At 58.9% G+C, this 16,089-nt stretch carries 16 protein-coding genes; 6 read left to right on the top strand and 10 right to left on the bottom strand.

Annotated elements, in window-relative coordinates; genetic code table 11:
- The first annotated feature begins 177 nt into the window (after positions 1–177).
- Positions 178–669 carry a DnaJ domain-containing protein gene (locus K8I84_RS10405; protein ID WP_223794695.1) on the top strand — a complete coding sequence of 164 codons (492 nt, stop codon included), beginning with the start codon at positions 178–180 and terminating at the stop codon, positions 667–669.
- A gap of 3 nt (positions 670–672) precedes the next feature.
- Here K8I84_RS10405 and K8I84_RS10400 read toward each other — a convergent pair whose 3' ends face one another.
- A complete protein-coding gene (locus tag K8I84_RS10400) occupies positions 673–1,485 on the bottom strand; it encodes a secretin N-terminal domain-containing protein (RefSeq protein ID WP_223794694.1) in 813 nt (270 codons plus the stop codon).
- Between the two features lie 356 nt (positions 1,486–1,841).
- Between K8I84_RS10400 and K8I84_RS10395 the strand changes: the two genes are divergently transcribed.
- Complete coding sequence (locus tag K8I84_RS10395) at positions 1,842–2,897, top strand: 3-deoxy-7-phosphoheptulonate synthase (RefSeq protein WP_223794693.1); 1,056 nt, start codon at positions 1,842–1,844, stop codon at positions 2,895–2,897.
- On the opposite strand, the gene K8I84_RS10390 is transcribed toward K8I84_RS10395, so the two are convergent.
- Entirely contained in the window at positions 2,842–3,513 is a 672-nt protein-coding gene (locus K8I84_RS10390) for a LysE family translocator (RefSeq protein ID WP_223794692.1), read from the bottom strand. The genes K8I84_RS10395 and K8I84_RS10390 overlap by 56 nt on opposite strands.
- 171 nt (positions 3,514–3,684) lie before the next feature.
- Here K8I84_RS10390 and K8I84_RS10385 point away from each other — a divergent pair, with 171 nt between their 5' ends.
- Positions 3,685–5,139, top strand: coding sequence for a dihydrolipoyl dehydrogenase (locus K8I84_RS10385; RefSeq protein ID WP_223794691.1), 1,455 nt, complete (start codon positions 3,685–3,687; stop codon positions 5,137–5,139).
- Between the two features lie 150 nt (positions 5,140–5,289).
- Positions 5,290–5,763 (top strand): Dps family protein, encoded by a 474-nt coding sequence (locus K8I84_RS10380; protein WP_223794690.1) that lies wholly within the window; start codon positions 5,290–5,292, stop codon positions 5,761–5,763.
- A gap of 70 nt (positions 5,764–5,833) precedes the next feature.
- On the opposite strand, the gene K8I84_RS10375 is transcribed toward K8I84_RS10380, so the two are convergent.
- The 7 genes from K8I84_RS10375 to K8I84_RS10345 form a co-directional block, all read right to left on the bottom strand.
- Complete coding sequence (locus K8I84_RS10375; RefSeq protein WP_223794689.1) at positions 5,834–6,958, bottom strand: NAD(P)/FAD-dependent oxidoreductase; 1,125 nt, start codon at positions 6,956–6,958, stop codon at positions 5,834–5,836.
- Entirely contained in the window at positions 6,958–8,271 is a 1,314-nt protein-coding gene (locus K8I84_RS10370) for an SAM-dependent methyltransferase (protein ID WP_223794688.1), read from the bottom strand. The genes K8I84_RS10375 and K8I84_RS10370 overlap by 1 nt, the downstream gene beginning before the upstream one ends.
- Before the next feature lie 223 nt (positions 8,272–8,494).
- On the bottom strand, positions 8,495–9,790 hold the full coding sequence (locus K8I84_RS10365) for a TRAP transporter large permease subunit (protein ID WP_223794687.1): 1,296 nt from the start codon (positions 9,788–9,790) through the stop codon (positions 8,495–8,497).
- Positions 9,787–10,332, bottom strand: coding sequence for a TRAP transporter small permease subunit (locus K8I84_RS10360; RefSeq protein WP_223794686.1), 546 nt, complete (start codon positions 10,330–10,332; stop codon positions 9,787–9,789). Before K8I84_RS10360 ends, K8I84_RS10365 begins: the two co-directional genes overlap by 4 nt.
- Before the next feature lie 120 nt (positions 10,333–10,452).
- Entirely contained in the window at positions 10,453–11,529 is a 1,077-nt protein-coding gene (locus K8I84_RS10355) for a TRAP transporter substrate-binding protein (protein WP_223794685.1), read from the bottom strand.
- Between the two features lie 140 nt (positions 11,530–11,669).
- On the bottom strand, positions 11,670–12,128 hold the full coding sequence (locus K8I84_RS10350; RefSeq protein WP_223794684.1) for an ATPase: 459 nt from the start codon (positions 12,126–12,128) through the stop codon (positions 11,670–11,672).
- A 98-nt stretch (positions 12,129–12,226) separates the two neighbouring features.
- The gene (locus K8I84_RS10345) at positions 12,227–13,276 is read right to left on the bottom strand and encodes an acyltransferase family protein (RefSeq protein WP_223794683.1); all 1,050 of its coding nucleotides are present in this window, start codon (positions 13,274–13,276) and stop codon (positions 12,227–12,229) included.
- Positions 13,277–13,405: 129 nt separating this feature from the next.
- Between K8I84_RS10345 and K8I84_RS10340 the strand changes: the two genes are divergently transcribed.
- Complete coding sequence (locus tag K8I84_RS10340) at positions 13,406–14,473, top strand: beta-N-acetylglucosaminidase domain-containing protein (RefSeq protein ID WP_223794682.1); 1,068 nt, start codon at positions 13,406–13,408, stop codon at positions 14,471–14,473.
- A 55-nt stretch (positions 14,474–14,528) separates the two neighbouring features.
- Positions 14,529–15,062, top strand: a complete 534-nt coding sequence (locus K8I84_RS10335; protein WP_223794681.1) for a macro domain-containing protein — start codon at positions 14,529–14,531, stop codon at positions 15,060–15,062.
- An 8-nt stretch (positions 15,063–15,070) separates the two neighbouring features.
- On the opposite strand, the gene K8I84_RS10330 is transcribed toward K8I84_RS10335, so the two are convergent.
- Complete coding sequence (locus tag K8I84_RS10330; RefSeq protein WP_223794680.1) at positions 15,071–16,075, bottom strand: ChaN family lipoprotein; 1,005 nt, start codon at positions 16,073–16,075, stop codon at positions 15,071–15,073.
- Positions 16,076–16,089 lie beyond the last annotated feature (14 nt).

Raw genomic sequence — 16,089 nt, 5'->3', positions numbered from 1 at the left:
GCATCTGCCCTGAAAAGGGTAGCATCCTACAAAACGGGCCTGGTTTTGTCACTCGATTGCCCGCCCCATTACGTACAGACCAGTACGAATGGATTGGTTGTGCGATTGGCTTTGTGCTGGAACCGTGGCATCTTCAAGTGACACAATACGTATCTGTTTGTTTCCAAGGGATTGACCATGCACTGGATTCTGGGCATCGCACTGACGGCCGCCGCCTTCGTTATCCTCAAGAAGTGGGGGGCGCTCAGCCCGGAGAAGAAAAAGGACGCTGTCTGGAAAATCGCGTTGGTGGCTGGTGGGGCGCTGCTGCTGTTTATGGTGCTGACCGGCAGGGTGCACGTGTTAACTGCCGCCGTCGCAGCACTTATTCCCTTATTGCGCAAACTGCCGGGGTTGCTGTCGCTGGTGCCTCGCGTCAAAGAACATCTGGGGCCGGGTAGTCATGGCCCCAGGCAGGGCCGGCAACAGGGTCCGGTTGACCGTTCGATGATGACCCGGTCGGAGGCTTGCGAGGTTCTTGGCGTCGCCCCTGGTTGTGGCGAGGACGAGATCGTTGCTGCCCACCGCCGGCTGATACAGAAGCTCCACCCGGACCGCGGCGGAAACGACTATTTAGCGGCCAAGATCAACGAGGCCCGGGACGTGCTTCTGCATGAACTTCATGCCTGACCGTCAGGGCAGGATATCTACTTTCACTTCGTAGCTCATGGACTGGGCCTGATTGCCATTCACACTGTACGTTATGCCGGATTGCCGATTGCTCGTTTGGGTTGATGTGCTGCCCAGTGACACCCATTGGCCGGGCTCTACCCGCCGCATGGTAACCACCGCTTCGGTGTCGTAGCCCGGTAGGGCCGCGGGGTCTTCCTCGAACGACATAATGTTCAACTCAATCGCCTGGTCGGAAATCATCTGCGGGCTGACCAGGAAACCGCTGCGGGTCTCAACCCGTTCCAGTATGGCCGCCGGGTTGCGCCCTCCCTGAATGGCGAAGGGCAGGGTACGGACCTGGCCGGAGGTGATGTGGGCGGACTGACCGTCCTGCACAATCAGGCTTCGCTGTCGGGAGCTGCTGGTGCTGATGACCTTGCGTTCGGCATTCAGTGTCAGCTGGTTGGAGGAGCCGGAGACTCCCGCGCCGGAGCGTTTACCGCCAATATCCTCCCTGGATCGAACCGTCACTCTCAGTTGAACCGGCGCCACGTCCAGCACGGTGACCAGTGTGCCAACTTCCTCCAGAATCTGGCTGTCCCCCCGAACCACGAGCCGCTGCCCCCTTGCGGTGACGGTCATGGATGTGTCCTGGTAGAGATCACGGATCTGGCTTGCGATGTCTTCAGCAGCGCGATTCTGTACGTCGTAGATTCGTGTGTCTGTTTGCGCCTGAGCCGTGTTTCCCGTCAGGGAGAGTGCGAGCAGCAGGGCGGTGGCCAGGGTCAGAATCGAAGGCCGGTTCCATAGGCGAACGTTTTGAACATCAGTCATGAGCGGTCCCGTCTTTGGTCGACGAATTCGGATCTTTGGGCTTTCGGGGTTGCCAAGCCCGAAATGCAGGGTATATATTGATCAGCATGAAGACGACACACGCTACCTGTCAATTGAACGTTCTGAGCGCTTTCGGTGAAAACCTGAAGGCGGCAGGCGCTGCTGTGTTTTCTTGGTGGTTTGGTTATGGCTTTTATTTTAGCCAGAGCCCGGGCCGCCCGTAAGATCTTCATCAAACGAACAACGAGGAAGGCAGCCCGGCAGACAAACCAGGCTGCCACCGGATTCAAAAAGCCCCGACTGGTAGCCCAGCCGGGGCTTTTTTGATTCTGACACAGGGAAATGGGACCACTGACATGAACATGCCGCCAAGCACCGAGGTACTGAACGAGGTAGCGTCTGAAGCCATGAAAGGACGGCGCACGGAAACTGCACTGCCGACACCGGAAGCCCTGCGGGCGGCCATGCCACTGGAAGCTGGCGTGGCGCAACGGATTGCGAAGCATCGGTCGGCGATTCGAAACATCCTTCGGGGCGATGATCACCGTACCTTGCTGGTGGTCGGGCCTTGCTCCATTCACGACGAAGTGGCGGCGCTGGAATACGGTGAAAAGCTCAAGCGCCTGGCGGACGAGGTAAGTGACCGCTTCCTTATCGTGATGCGGGCCTACCTGGAAAAGCCCCGTACCAGTGTTGGCTGGAAAGGTCTGCTGTACGATCCTGAGCGCACCGGCAGCGGTGATATACACAGTGGTCTGGTCCGGTCCCGCCGGCTGCTGTCTAACCTGTCTGCCATGGGCTTACCACTCGCCACCGAAGCACTGAGTCCCTTCGCTATGGATTACCTGGGTGATCTGGTGAGCTGGACGGCCATCGGTGCCCGCACCACAGAATCCCAGGTACACCGTGAAATGGTCAGCGGCTTGCCAATGCCCGTGGGCTTCAAGAACGGAACCGATGGCGGGGTCAGTGTTGCCATCAATGCCATGAAATCGGCGGCGCATCCCCATCATCATATGGGCGTATCCGCCACCGGTGCGCCAGCCATGATCAGCACCAGTGGCAACCCGGACACCCATCTGGTGTTGCGGGGCGGTCGGGGCATCACCAACTACGATGCTGACAGTATTGCTGCGGCTGCGGCCAATCTTGCCGAACATGAACTGCTGACGTCGGTCATGGTCGATTGCAGTCATGACAACGCCTGCAAGCAGGCCGAGCGTCAGGTGGATATTGCCCGGCAGGTGATGGAACAGCAGCGTAACGGACTGCGCCATATTCGGGGATTGATGCTGGAAAGCTTCCTCGAGCCAGGCCGCCAGAACGATGGCGAGGACCTGATCTACGGCTGCTCGATTACCGATCCGTGTCTGGGCTGGGCGCAGACGGAGGCTCTGATCCGCTCACTGTAGCCAGCAGGAGCTGCCCGGCAAGCAGCAGGAGCACGCCACCCATGAGGCGGTCGAGCCAGTGGCCGAAGCGCGTGAACTGCTGTCGCACCCTGGGCATGGTGAAGCAAACCGCCACCAGGGAAAACCACAGGCCTGTGGCCAGCGCCATGTATAGACCGTAGCCGGCCTGCATCAGCACCGGGGTATCCGGACTGATCACCACGGAAAACAGGGATACAAAAAACAGGGTCGCTTTGGGGTTGAGGGTGTTGGTCAGGAACCCCAGCCGAAACGCCGCGAAGCCGGTCTGTCCGCGTCCCGTTGCGCTTTCCAGTTGCACATCGCCAGCCCTGGCCTTCAGGCATTGCAGGGCGATCCAGGTGAGGTAGAGGGCGCCGACGACCTTGAGCACATTAAACAACCATACCGACTGTTGTATCAGCAGCCCTATTCCCAGCAGCGAATAGCTTACGTGCACCAGAATGCCCAGGCCAATTCCCGGAGCCGTTAGCAGGGCGTTGCTGCGGCTCTGGCTCAGAGCTTGCCTCAGCATCACGGCAAAATCCGGCCCCGGGCTGGCCACTGCCAGCAAGTGCACCACGGCTACCGTCACGAATTCCGCCCAATAGTTTTGCACGCCGTTTCCATCTCCTCTGGCCGTCGTTTTAGCAGGGCGACAGCTTAAGCCAATTCGCCGGGCGTGTCCGCCCCGGATCTCCGGATGGGTTGCAACGGCTTCTATACTGAAAAGACACCCGGGTTGCCGACGAGCATCCCGTTACCGGATCACCGGCAAGGAGAGTATTGGATGGAAAAGCGTGATGTGGATGTCGCGATTATTGGCTCGGGCACGGCTGGCCTGGTGGCCTACCAGCGTGTGCGAAAGGTAACCGACCGGGTGGTGATGATCGAGGCGGGCCAGTACGGTACTACCTGCGCCCGGGTGGGGTGTATGCCCAGCAAGCTGTTGATCGCCGCCGCTGATAGCGCGCATCAGATGGCGAACGCCTCGCTCTTTGGTGTCACGGCCGGACAGGTTCGGATAGACGGGCAAGCGGTTATGAACCGGGTTCGCCGGGAGCGGGATCAGTTTGTGGAGGGCGTGATCCGCTCGGTCGAGAAGCTGCCCGAGGAGCATCGGGTGCTGGGCCATGCCCGGTTCGTGGATCCACACCGGTTGATGGTGGAACGTGACCGTACGTCTGATCTGGAAATCCAGGCCGAGCGGATCATTATCGCCACCGGGTCCCGGTCAGCGGTTCCCAAAATGCTCGAGGAAGCCCGGGACCGTCTGGTGATCAATGACAATATCTTTGAATGGCAGGATTTGCCGGACTCCGTCGCGGTGTTTGGCCCGGGCGTGATCGGGCTGGAATTGGGGCAGGCGTTAAGCCGGCTTGGGGTTCGGGTGCGCATGTTTGGCCTCGGTGGCGCGGTCGGACCGATCCGGGATGATGCGATCAGGGAATACGCCCTGGGAACCTTCAATCAAGAATTTCCTCTCGACCCCGACGCGGACGTTAAGCACCTGGAGCGCACAGACGATGGGGTCGCAATCACTTACCGGCACCCGGAACAGGGGCAGATTACCGAAACCTTTGACTACGTGCTGGCGGCTACCGGGCGGCAGCCCAATGTGGATGGATTGGATATCCAGAACGCTGGTGTTGATCTGGAGGACAGCGGGGTACCAAGTTTTGATCGCTACACCATGCGGTGTGGCGACAGTCATATCTTCATTGCCGGCGATGCCAACCAGCTGAAGCCGCTGTTGCACGAGGCCGCTGATGAAGGACGTATTGCCGGGGACAATGCCGCTGCCTATCCGGAGGTGCGCGCCGGGCTCCGCCGGACGCCGCTGGCGATTGTGTTTACGGATCCCCAGATCGCCTCCGTGGGGCTGACGCTGGATGAGGTGGATGAGGAGTACAAAGGTTGTTTTGCGGTAGGGGAAGTGTCGTTTGAAGACCAGGGGCGGAGCCTGATCATGGGCAAGAACCGGGGCTTGCTGCGGGTGTACGCCCGGCAGGGAACCGGACAGTTTCTGGGCGCCGAGCTGTTTGCACCGGCAGCCGAGCATATGGCCCATCTGCTGGCGTGGTCCGTGCAACGGCGATTAACGGTCAGTGAGATGCTCGAGATGCCGTTCTACCATCCGGTGGTGGAGGAGGGTTTAAGGACCGCTTTGAAGCAGCTGAACCGCAACCTGAGTATCGGACAGGAGCCGGCAGAAGGTTGCATGGAGTGTGGTCCCGGCGTCTGATGACTCGGATAAAGTAATTATAAAACTATTTAAAGCCGGATTGTCATAGGGTGCAACTATCCGGTGGATTGGCTAACTTCACTGGCTCAACAAGCCTTGGGTCCGTAATGTGAGGCTTATTGATTCAGCGGAAAGCAGAAGGAGCCAACCATGACCAAGAATTTCATCGGATTGGATACGGACAAAACAGCCGGTTTGACAGAGGCCCTGAACGATCTGCTGGCAAACTATCAGATCTTCTACATGAACGTGCGCGGTTATCACTGGAACATCAAAGGGGATAACTTTTTCGAACTGCACGTGAAGTTTGAAGAGCTCTATACCGATTTGCTACTGAAGATCGATGAGATTGCAGAGCGTGTTCTGACGCTCGGACACACACCGGCCCACGCCTACAGTGATTACATCCAGGCGTCAGCCGTTCCCGAACGCAAAGACGTGTCGAACGGCAAGGAGGCGGTCGGCTACATCGCAGAGAGTTTTGCGACGCTGATTGCCAAACAACGCGATCTGCTCAGTCTTGCCGGCGAGGCGGAAGATGAAGGTACCGTTGCTCTGATGAGTGATTACATTTCCCAGCAGGAAAAAACCGTTTGGATGTATCGCAGTTACTTGGGTCAGTAACACATCCTTTCTAATAAGCTAAAAAAGGCGGCCATGGGGCCGCCTTTTTTACGTTGATTGAGGGAGGAGATCACACCGCCCGTTTCAGCGGCGGTGTTTCCTGGTGCAGGAACCATTTCTCCGTTACCACCTTGCGAGTGAACCAGTGTGAGCGCATCAGCGCGCTGGCCAGGGGCATTTTGACCCAGTCCGGTACTTGCCAGGCGGGTTCCATGTCGGTGGCCCGGGTGCCAAAGCGCTCGGCGATGGCGTCGCCGTATACCTGCAGGGACGCCGCCGAGTAGTCCGAGGCATCGCGTATGACGTCAGCGGCCATCATGGCGGACTCAATGGCAGGGCGAATGCCTTCACCGCTCTGGGTGTAGGCCAGTCCGGCGGAGTCACCAATCAGCATAATGCCGTCGTCCACCAGCGGGCGTTCGGCGTGGGCGTAAAGAAGGTAGGCGTGGCCTTTAAAACGGCCGGGGAGGTCGTTCGGGATGCGCCCGGAAGCTTTCATTTCTTCAACAAAGCTTTCCAGGTGGTCGGTCAGCTTCTGGTTATCCTCCCGGCCCAGTCCGATGTTCAGGTAGTTGCCCTTACGGAATACCCAGGCGTAGCCCTTGAGGTCTTTACAAAACCAGAGTTCCGGCGTGTCGCCCCGGGCCTGGCACAGTTCTGCCTGCTCGTGAGTCATTTCGAATTCGACTTCTTTGGCAGCGACGATGGTCTCGTGGCTGCCGGGGCCCTCACCCAGCAAACGGGCGACCGGGCAGAAATGACCACCGGCACCAATCAGCAGGGGCGCTTCCCAGGTGTTGTTGATCACCCAGTTGCCAGACTGGCGTTCAATCGATTTGACCTGTGTGGCAAGTGCTTTCGGAGACGCCACCCGGTCAAGCAGGTACGCATCGAATTCACACCGCCGGATGCCGTAGCTGACCACTTTGTGGTGGTCATTTTCTACCGCCGGCTGCCCCATCATGCCAATGCGGAATCGTTGGATGGGCTGCAGGGTCCGGCCCTTCCGGTAATCATTCAGGTCGATGTCCAGGGATTCGAAGACTGCTGGGGTGACCCAGCCGGCGCAGGTCTTGTCCCGGGGAAAGGTCTGTTTGTCGATGATCAGCACCCGCTTGCCGGTGTTTTGCAACCGATGGGCAAGGGTGGAGCCCGCGGGGCCCGCACCCACGATGATCAGGTCGTAGTACTCCATCAGACATCCTCCGGCGCGGCAGGCGAGCTGTAGATGTCACACCGGTTTTGCGGCAGCTGGTTGTTGCCACCGTGGGTAAACACCACCTGGAACAATTGCAGGGAACCCGCCCGGAAGGCGGCGATGGAGCCGGCCAGGTACATCTGCCATGCCCGGGTGAAATGGGCGTCGTACATGTCGGTGACCCGGGCCTGATTCTCGGTAAAGCGTTCCATCCAGTGCCTAAGCGTCTGGGCGTAATGCAACCGAAGGTTCTCCACATCCAGTACGGAGAAATCCGAGTGTTCGCAAATGGACATGAATTCGCCGATGCTCGGCGGGTAGGCGCCGGGAAAGATGCGTTTCTCGATCCAGGCGTTCATCAGCATGGGGCGGTTTCGGCCGATGCTGTGCAGCAGTGCCAGCCCCCCCGGCTTCAGGCTGCGTTTGATCAGCTCGGCCAGGGCGGGAAAGTTGTCCTTACCAACGTGTTCCAGCATGCCGATGGAGACGAAGGCATCGTATTCGCCCGCAATGTTCCGGTAATCGTCCTCGACGTAGGTCACCAGATGATCCAGTCCCTGCCGGCGCGATTCCTCGCGGGCATAATCCAGTTGCGCCCTGGAGATGTTATAGGAGTACACCTTCACGCCATAGTGGCGGGCCATGTAACGAGCCAGACCACCCCAGCCGCAACCGGCCTCCACGACGGTCATGCCGGGTTTCAGGCGCAGTTTCCGGCATACATGTTCCAGCTTGGCCAGCTGAGCTTGTTCTAGTGTCAGGTCCGGTTTTTCGTAGTAGGCGCAGGTGTACTGCATAGCGGCCTGGTCCAGCCAAAGGCGGTAAAACTCGTTGCCCAGGTCGTAGTGGTGATGAATGTTTTCCTTGGCTTCACTGATGCCGGTGGAGCGCGGGTTGTGGTTGCGCCACACGGCATCCAGCCAGCGTGGCCACTGTTGTTTGGCCCGGTGTACCGAACGGTACAGGGCTTCCATTAATTCGGGCAAATCGCCTTCCACGTCCAGCCGGCCTGCGCTGTACAGGTCGCCAAAGGCCAGGTTGGGATTGGCCACCAGGGAGTAGAGGGCTTTGGGATCTTTTAAATGGATGACGAACTGGGCCTCGGCCTTCTCGGGCTCGATCACATCGCCATTCCACAGCCGGAAGCGGATGGGTGGCGAGCCCGCCATACGCATGAGCTTGGCGACCAGCCAGCGTTCGTACGTATGGGGCTGTCGGTCGGCGTTGCGGGCCTCGGTAGGAAGGGTCAGCACGTGGGCCTTGCCTGCCGATCTCGTCTGCTCGGTTTTCTGAGCGGTATTCTCGGTCATAAATCCATTTCTCCCTTCCTGATCTCAACGCCGTGCTGGCGGAGGACGCTGCGTAAGGGCTTGGCCCGACTACGGGTCTGAGAATCGCCATGCCTAAGTTAAGTATAGAAAAAGGTCCAGTTTTGTCAGGTTGGAATAGGCCAGAAAGGAATGTAGGTAGTGCAAGGGCAGGGTGCTCAAGGCCAAAAAAAACCGGGCTCCAGGAGCCCGGTTCCAGTTGGCGTCAGTAGGTTGAACTCATCCCGAACCATTCCGGGAAGATCACGATCAGTGCCAGGACCAGTATCTGTATGGCAATAAACGGAATAATGCCCCGGTAGATGTCTACCGTTCGTACTTCCGGTGGGGCCACCCCTTTCAGGTAGAACAGCGAGAACCCGAAGGGTGGGGTCAGGAAGCTGGTTTGCAGGTTCATGGCAATCAGGATGGCGAACCAGAGCATATTGATGCCCATGGCTTCGGCCACCGGCGCCAGGATTGGTACGATGATGAAGGAAATCTCCACGAAGTCGATGAAAAAGCCCAGCACCAGAATCACCAGCATGGCCAGAATAATGAAGCCCCACTGCTCGCCTGGCAGCGCGTGCAGCCAGTCTTCCAGGAGGTAGTCGCCACCGGTGTAGCTGAACACCATGGAGAAGGCCGTTGCCCCGATCAGGATGGCGAACACCATTGCTGTGACTTTCACCGTGTCCTTGGCGCTGTCCCAGACCATCTTGAAGGAGAACTGGCGGTAGATTATCGCCAGGATGATTGCACCAACGCCGCCCAGGGCCGAAGATTCGGTCGGCGTGGCGATGCCGCTGAAGATGGAGCCCAGCACCACGATGATCAGTGCCAGTGGCGGGATGATCGCCAGCAGGGCCGAGACGATTTCCTGCTTGCGGGAGCGCGTCGGGTCCTCGGGCATGGCCGGGGCGGTTTCCGGCTTGAGCCGGGTAAGGATCAGAATATAGATGATGTACAGGCCAATCAGCACCACTCCTGGCCAGACGGCGGCCCTGAACAGATCGCCCACGGGCAGCCCCAGTACATCCCCAAGGATGATCAGGATGATGGAGGGTGGAACAATTTGCCCCAGGGTACCGGAGGCACAGATGGTACCGGTACTCAGGCGTTTGTCGTACTTGTGGGCCAGCATGACCGGCAGGGAAATCAGACCCATGGCCACCACGCTGGCGCCCACCACACCGGTTGATGCGGCCAGCAGCGCCCCTACCAGAATGGTCGAAATGGCCAGGCCCCCGGGCAGTCCGCCAAACAGCCGGCCCATGGAGGTCAGCAGTTGTTCAGCCAGTCGGGTGCGCTGCAGCACCACTCCCATGAAAATGAACAGGGGCACGGCCATCAATACGGTATTCTGCATCACGCTCATGATGCGGAAGGGCATGAAGGCAAACAGATCCATGCCCTCAGCAAGGACACCGAAGAACAGGGCCACGCCACCAAAGGTGAACGCCACCGGGAAGCCCAGCATCAGCATGACGAGGGCGACACCAAACATGATGATTCCGATCATGCCAGACCTCCTGCGCTGTGCTCGACTTCGTAGCTTTTCTCACCGGACATAACCCGTAGGGCGAGGGTGATCATGCCCAGGCCGGCGGTGGCGATGAAAAAGGCAGAAAAAGGAATAACCGCTTTGATGATGAAGCGATGCGGCAGGCCACCGGGGTCACCACTGCTTTCGCCCATCTTGTAGGAGTCCAGGGCGAACTCGTAACCGTAGGTGCCGATCAGGTAAGCAAAGGGCAGCACAAAAATGACGGCGCCGATCAGGTTGACCCAGGCCTTGGCCTTGTTACCCCATCTGGCGTAGAACACGTCCACCCGAACGTGGCCATCGGCCCGCAGGGCGTAGGGGATACCTAACAGGAAGACAACGGAATAGAGATGCCACTCCATTTCCTGCATTCCGATGGAAACCGAGTTAAACAGGTATCGGGCGACCACATCGTAAAACACGTTGGCCGTCATCAGGATCATGGCAATACAGGCAATCCACCCACAGAACGTGGATAAACGGCCGAGGCCTTCGTCGAGTTTAATTATCCACTGCATCAAAAACCCTCCGCCTCGCGGTCTGGTGCGTTTTGCTCTCTGGTCGTCGTCGATCGACTCCCTATAAACAACAAAACCGGGATCGCTCAGAGCGATCCCGGCTCTTTGACGGCCTCTATCTTACTCGACTTCAGCCATGGTGTTGAGGTATGCGCGCTCGGAAATATCCGTGTAAGCGCGGGACTTCTCCAGATATTCCTCCTGGGAGGCAACAATCCGGGACGCCAGTTCGTCACCCTCAGCCGCTTCTTTCAGAAGCTTCTTGTTAGCCTTGTACATGGCTTCAAACACCTCTTCCGGGAATTGCTTAACCTGCAGCTCCGGATGCTCTTCTTTGATGGTGGCCCAGGCCTTGGCATTTTCATGCTGGGATTGGATCAGCATGTCGTAGGCGGCGGTACGCATCGAGATACGCAGGATCTCCTGCAGGTCAGCCGGCAGCTTTTCCCAGGTCTTCTTGTTCACCAGGAATTGCAGTTCGGTGGCAGGCTCGTGCCAGCCGGTATAGTAGTAATCGGCGATCTGCTGGAAGCCCAGACGCAGGTCCAGAGCCGGGCCTACCCATTCAACGGCGTCGATGGTATTACGCTCGAGCGCGGTGTACAGCTCGCCCGGGGCAATGTTGGTGGGGCTGACGCCGACTTCGGCGAAGACTTCGCCGGCAAAGCCCGGAATACGCATTTTCAGGCCCTGCAGGTCGTCAATGGAGTTGATTTCCTTGCGGAACCAGCCGCCCATCTGGATGCCGGTGTTGCCACCCGGGAAGGACATCAGGTTATGGGGCTCATACACTTCCTGCATCAGCTCCATGCCATCGCCGTAGTAGAACCAGGCATACTGCTCCTGCGCAGTCATGCCAAATGGCATGCTGGTGAAGAACAGGGTGTTGGGCACCTTGCCTTTCCAGTAGTAGGAGGCCGAGTGGCCCATGTCGTACTGGCCGGCCTTGACCATGTCGAAGACGCCGAACGGAGCCTTATGCTTGTTGGAGGAATCGATGCGGATGCGCAGGCGGCCATCGGACATCTTTTCGGCCATCTCGGCCATGTTCTTGGTAGCTTCACCGAAAATCGGGAAGTTCGGGCCCCAGGTTTCTGCCAGACGCAGAGTGAATTTTTCCTGTGCGAGGGCCTGCGTGGATGCGAACACAGTGCTCACGGCCAGCACGGCCGCGGAAAGAACAGAACGAATCTTCATTGCTCTTCTTACCTCTACTCATTTTATTTATAAGCCCATTCCGTTGGGAAAGAGCCAGCGCTTATCGGGCGTTCAAGTTAGCAATTGTAGTAGGAAAACTGAACAAAAAGGGGGCGGTTTACGACCTTGGTCTTAGGCGGCTACAGGTCATCAGCGCTACCGATCTGGCGAGCCAGGCGCATGGCCTCGTGCTCTTCCAGGGCCTTGAGGTCTTCCAGCAGGGCTTTGGCCTCGGGGATTTCTGCCTTGCCGATCAAGGTGTCATACAGGTCCATAACCTGGTCATGAAAATCAAAGACTTCCCGTTCGATGTCGGAGAAGCCCAGCTCGGCGTAGTGGGTATCAATGGTCCGGTGGGATTCAATGGGCTTGTGATTCGCGTAATCGTACAGCCGGGTATGCATGGCCTTGGGGTCGGCCTGTTTCTCGAATTCAGCCACTGCCTGTTCCAGCTTGGCTTCATGGGTGCTGATGTAATCCAGCAGGGCGCGGGCTCGTTCATCCGTGGCTTTCTCGGCTGATGCCTGAAGGCTTCTTGCCAGGTGGGCATGCAGCTGGCGCGTCCAGTCAATCAGCTCCTCATAGGTTTTTATTTCCATGGTGGGCTCCTACAGCGGATGTTGTCCGGGCAACGGGGTGACCATTGGCGATGACAGACAGTCTAGACAACAATCGGAACGACTGCGTTTGAGGCACGTCATTCCGTCAGGGCGGATGCCGCCGGCTTCTCGCTTCGGCGTCGCCAGCGGCGGAAAGCTGAAAGGGCGGGTTTTTCAATGGTGTAGTGCACCAGTGCTGCCAGCGTAAGGGCCGTGGTCAGCGCCAGCACCACCCCCAGCCAGCCGGGCAGTCCGGACGCGTAGCTCAGGTCCATCACGCCATAGCCGATGTTCTGGTGCAGCAGATAGAGGCTGTAGGAGAGACTGCCCAGCCAGAGCAGCGGACGGTTGGCCAGCCAGTTGGCCCACCCGAATACGGCCAGGGTAAACAGCCCGAGGCAGAGCAGGACAAAGATGTTATAGGGCGATTTGTAGGCAACCAGCCCATGGCCGATACTCATCAACAGCAGGAGCGTGTCCCAGTGGCTGCCAGGGCCGTGACGGTAGCGGCGGTAGATCAGCATGCCGGTGACAAACAGCGGAGCGTATTTGACGAACAGCAGGTCTTTGATCAGGAATTCCAGTGGCTCGGGAATCTGTTTCCACCAGATTACGCCAGCGTAGCTGATGGCGACCCAGAGTGTCAGCAGGGTTCTGAGTTGATGCCAGCTGCGCAGGCCGAAGAACAACAGTGCCATCCAGCCGTAGAAGGTTACCTCGATCACCAGGCTCCAGTAGGCGCCATCTACATGTTCGGCCCCCAGGTATTCGTGCATCAGGGTGGTGTTCAGCAGTGCGGTGCCAAAGCTGACGGCCCGATCTTCAGGACCCAGCCACTGGACCGACAGGTAGGTGAGTGCAATGCCAGCCCACAGGGCCGGTAACAGTCGAAAGGCGCGTGCCAAGCCAAACCAGCGAGCGTGGCTGGTCTTTTCAAGGGTCATGAAAATAACGAAGCCACTGATAATGAAAAACACGTGGACCCCGTAACGGCCAAAGCTTAGCAGCCATTCGCTGTTGTCTGATAAATTGAAGGAATGGCCGTAGAGCGTGTTGTAATAGGGCAGGTAGTGAAACAGCACCACCGCCAGTGCGGCCAGCCCCCGCAGGGCATCAAGGCTGGCAAGTCGTTGAGTGGATGCGGTCATAAATAATTCCCGGGGCCTGTGGCTATAATAGCCGGCTTTGGTGACAGGCCCTAACCTTGGCCGATGTTATTGTCCGCAGCTGGCGGCGTAGCCCGGTTTCCACGCCAATTCATACAAGGAGGTGTAGCCATGAGTATCACACTGGGCGTGATCGAGGGGTTCTACGGGCCGCTCTGGAGTTGGGAGGATCGGCGCCATCTGGTTCAGGCTCTGGCACCCCATGGCTATGGGTTTTATCTTTACGCTCCCAAGGCGGATCCGTTCCTGCGTCGGCGCTGGCAGGAACCCCATCCGCCAGAAGCCCGGGCGGAGCTGAAACATTTTGCCCGGACCTGTCGGGAACAGGGCGTCCGCTTTGGCGTTGGGTTGAGCCCCTATGAGATCTTCAATCACTTCGACGATGCTGCCCGGGAGGCACTGGCCCAGAAACTGATCTGGCTGGAGCACATCGGTATCGAAGAACTCGCCATCTTGTTCGACGACATGCGCGCTGACACGCCAGACCTGGCCCAGACCCAGGCGGATATTGTTCACTGGGTGCGGGACCAGGTGTCGGTTCAGCGCCTCAGCGTTTGCCCCAGCTACTACTCGGACGACCCGGTACTGGACCGGGTATTCGGGGACCGGCCTTCGGATTACCTTTATAACTTCGGGCGCCTGTTGGACCATGACATCGATGTGTTCTGGACCGGCGAAGAAGTCTGTTCCCGGGAGATTACGCCGGGCCATCTTCGCAAGGTGGGTGACCTGCTCGGGCGCAAGCCGGTGCTGTGGGACAACTACCCGGTCAACGATGGCGATCGGATGTCCCGTCATCTGCACTTACGTGGCTTTACCGGCCGACCGGCGGCCAACGCGGCCTACCTGCATGGGCACGGCATCAATCCGGCCTTGCAGCCCACACTGAGCCAGATTCCGGCCATCACCCTGGCGGAATCCTATCGTCTGGGGCCCGACTACCAGTACATGCATTCCTTCCGCCACGCAGCACGGGAAGTGCTGGGCCTGGAGCTGGCAGATCAGATTCATGCCGACTTGCTGGTGCTGCAGGATGCTGGCCTGGGTCGAATCAGCGATGAGAAAAAGCGATCGCTGAAGACCCGCTACGAGGGATTCGAGCATCCGGCGGCCAGAGAGGTGGTGCGTTGGCTGAACGGTGATTACCAGGTTACCGACGAAATGGTCCAGACCCAGTAATCACATCAAACGGCGTTGGTTTGCCAGTGATTTCAAGCACCGAGGAGGCGTTGCCATGAGTCAGGTGACTGTCGAATGTGTGCAAGGGAATATTGCGGATCAGCCGGACATGGATGCCATCGTGAATGCGGCGAATGCCCAGCTCATGCCCGGTGCCGGGGTGGCGGGTGCGATTCACTCCGCTGCCGGACCGGGACTGGCGCAGGAGTGCCGCCCACTGGCGCCGATCCGGTGTGGGCAGGCGGTGATCAGTTCGGCCCATGCACTGCCCAACCGTCACGTCATCCATTGCCTGGGGCCTGTGTATGGTGTGGATGAGCCATCGGACCAATTATTGGCCTCCTGCTACCGGGAGGCGCTGATGCTGGCGGAGCAGAACAGCCTGTCCTCGGTGGCTTTCCCGGCCATTTCCACCGGCGTGTTTGGTTATCCGCTGCGGGAGGCCGCCGAGGTCACGGCGCAGGCCATCGCTGATACGCTTCCCCGCCTGAAGAGCGTCAAACAGGTTCGGCTGGTACTGTTCAGCTCAGGTGATTACCGCACCTTTCGACACGCGTTTTCCCAGGCGGGACTGGTGCCTGCCGGCTAGATTCCGAATCAATCGCACTCGGTATCAGCACTGCGGTTGAATCGTGCCCGCATGGCCTTTTTTTCCCGCTCCGAATCACGGAACTCCGGCGGCAGGGGGTGGATGAGATACAGGTAGTCGCCTTTCCTGCCGTGTTCCTTCATATCTGGCTCCGTTCCATTTTCAGCACGGAACACCGGCGAAATAACGGCGACTGACACATCCGGAGCCATGGCTTCGAGCAGGCCGACGGTGCCAAGGCGGTCCTCACTGTGAAACGTGCCGGTGACATGCAGTACCTGATGCCCGGGGTGTTGCTCCCGGGCCTGACGGATTCGCATGGCCATGGTGTTGTCGCGAAGGAGCTGCGCGCGATAGGTGTTCTGCATGCGGGCACTCATCTCGCCAGAGGACTCCCCGTGGCTGTGGCCTATCGCCTCCAGGAATTTCTCACGGTAGCCCTCCGTGTCGGCGAAAGGTGTCTCCGGTAGTTGCATGCGGGCCTCTGAGGACAGGGTTTGCAGATAGTCGGCGCCTCTCCTGCCCACGCAGCGAACCACATCGGCTGGCGCGTTGGCCGCGACAACCGGGATGCTGTGTTGACGTGCGAACTCAACCAGAGGGCGATAGGACGCCCGGTAGTTTGGCCAGGCATCGGTATCTTCGATCATCTCTGTTTCGCCGGTTCCCCCCCTCAGGTAACGATCGACATCGGCCTGGTGATCCAGGTTGAACTGCTCCATGGTCAACACCTGTTCCGGCCGCTGGCCGTGCAACGCCACCTGCAGGCGGGATTGCAGCAGGTGGGCTCCCTGGTGGCCGTGGTACTCGCCAACCACGACGACGTCGGTGTCTTTCAGTTGCTGCGCCAGTTGTTCGATCGACAGCGCAGTTGCGGTAGCCGCATCGAACACACTGGCATCGTAGAGCGTGTCGTGCGGGAGAGCCGGGTTTGAAGAGGTTGTCATGGTTGAGCAGCCAAGTGTGCCGAGCAGGTGAGCGATCAGAAACAGGGCGGGGAAGGATGTTTTCATACAGGCAGTATACG

It is taken from the genome of Marinobacter sp. F4216 (assembly GCF_019931195.1).
Taxonomy (GTDB): Bacteria; Pseudomonadota; Gammaproteobacteria; order Pseudomonadales; family Oleiphilaceae; genus Marinobacter; species Marinobacter suaedae.
The sequence above is the reverse complement of the archived record's forward strand: the minus strand, read 5'-3'. Positions and strand labels throughout refer to the sequence as shown.

Bases quoted from the DNA above. Each gene is read 5' to 3' on its own strand.
- K8I84_RS10395 (WP_223794693.1), top strand. From the start codon at position 1,842: ATGAACATGCCGCCAAGCACCGAGGTACTGAACGAGGTAGCGTCTGAA.
- K8I84_RS10400 (WP_223794694.1), bottom strand. From the start codon at position 1,485: ATGACTGATGTTCAAAACGTTCGCCTATGGAACCGGCCTTCGATTCTG.
- K8I84_RS10365 (WP_223794687.1), bottom strand. From the start codon at position 9,790: ATGATCGGAATCATCATGTTTGGTGTCGCCCTCGTCATGCTGATGCTG.
- K8I84_RS10405 (WP_223794695.1), top strand. From the start codon at position 178: ATGCACTGGATTCTGGGCATCGCACTGACGGCCGCCGCCTTCGTTATC.
- K8I84_RS10350 (WP_223794684.1), bottom strand. From the start codon at position 12,128: ATGGAAATAAAAACCTATGAGGAGCTGATTGACTGGACGCGCCAGCTG.
- K8I84_RS10385 (WP_223794691.1), top strand. From the start codon at position 3,685: ATGGAAAAGCGTGATGTGGATGTCGCGATTATTGGCTCGGGCACGGCT.
- K8I84_RS10370 (WP_223794688.1), bottom strand. From the start codon at position 8,271: ATGACCGAGAATACCGCTCAGAAAACCGAGCAGACGAGATCGGCAGGC.
- K8I84_RS10330 (WP_223794680.1), bottom strand. From the start codon at position 16,075: ATGAAAACATCCTTCCCCGCCCTGTTTCTGATCGCTCACCTGCTCGGC.
- K8I84_RS10340 (WP_223794682.1), top strand. From the start codon at position 13,406: ATGAGTATCACACTGGGCGTGATCGAGGGGTTCTACGGGCCGCTCTGG.
- K8I84_RS10345 (WP_223794683.1), bottom strand. From the start codon at position 13,276: ATGACCGCATCCACTCAACGACTTGCCAGCCTTGATGCCCTGCGGGGG.
- K8I84_RS10380 (WP_223794690.1), top strand. From the start codon at position 5,290: ATGACCAAGAATTTCATCGGATTGGATACGGACAAAACAGCCGGTTTG.
- K8I84_RS10360 (WP_223794686.1), bottom strand. From the start codon at position 10,332: ATGCAGTGGATAATTAAACTCGACGAAGGCCTCGGCCGTTTATCCACG.
- K8I84_RS10355 (WP_223794685.1), bottom strand. From the start codon at position 11,529: ATGAAGATTCGTTCTGTTCTTTCCGCGGCCGTGCTGGCCGTGAGCACT.
- K8I84_RS10335 (WP_223794681.1), top strand. From the start codon at position 14,529: ATGAGTCAGGTGACTGTCGAATGTGTGCAAGGGAATATTGCGGATCAG.
- K8I84_RS10375 (WP_223794689.1), bottom strand. From the start codon at position 6,958: ATGGAGTACTACGACCTGATCATCGTGGGTGCGGGCCCCGCGGGCTCC.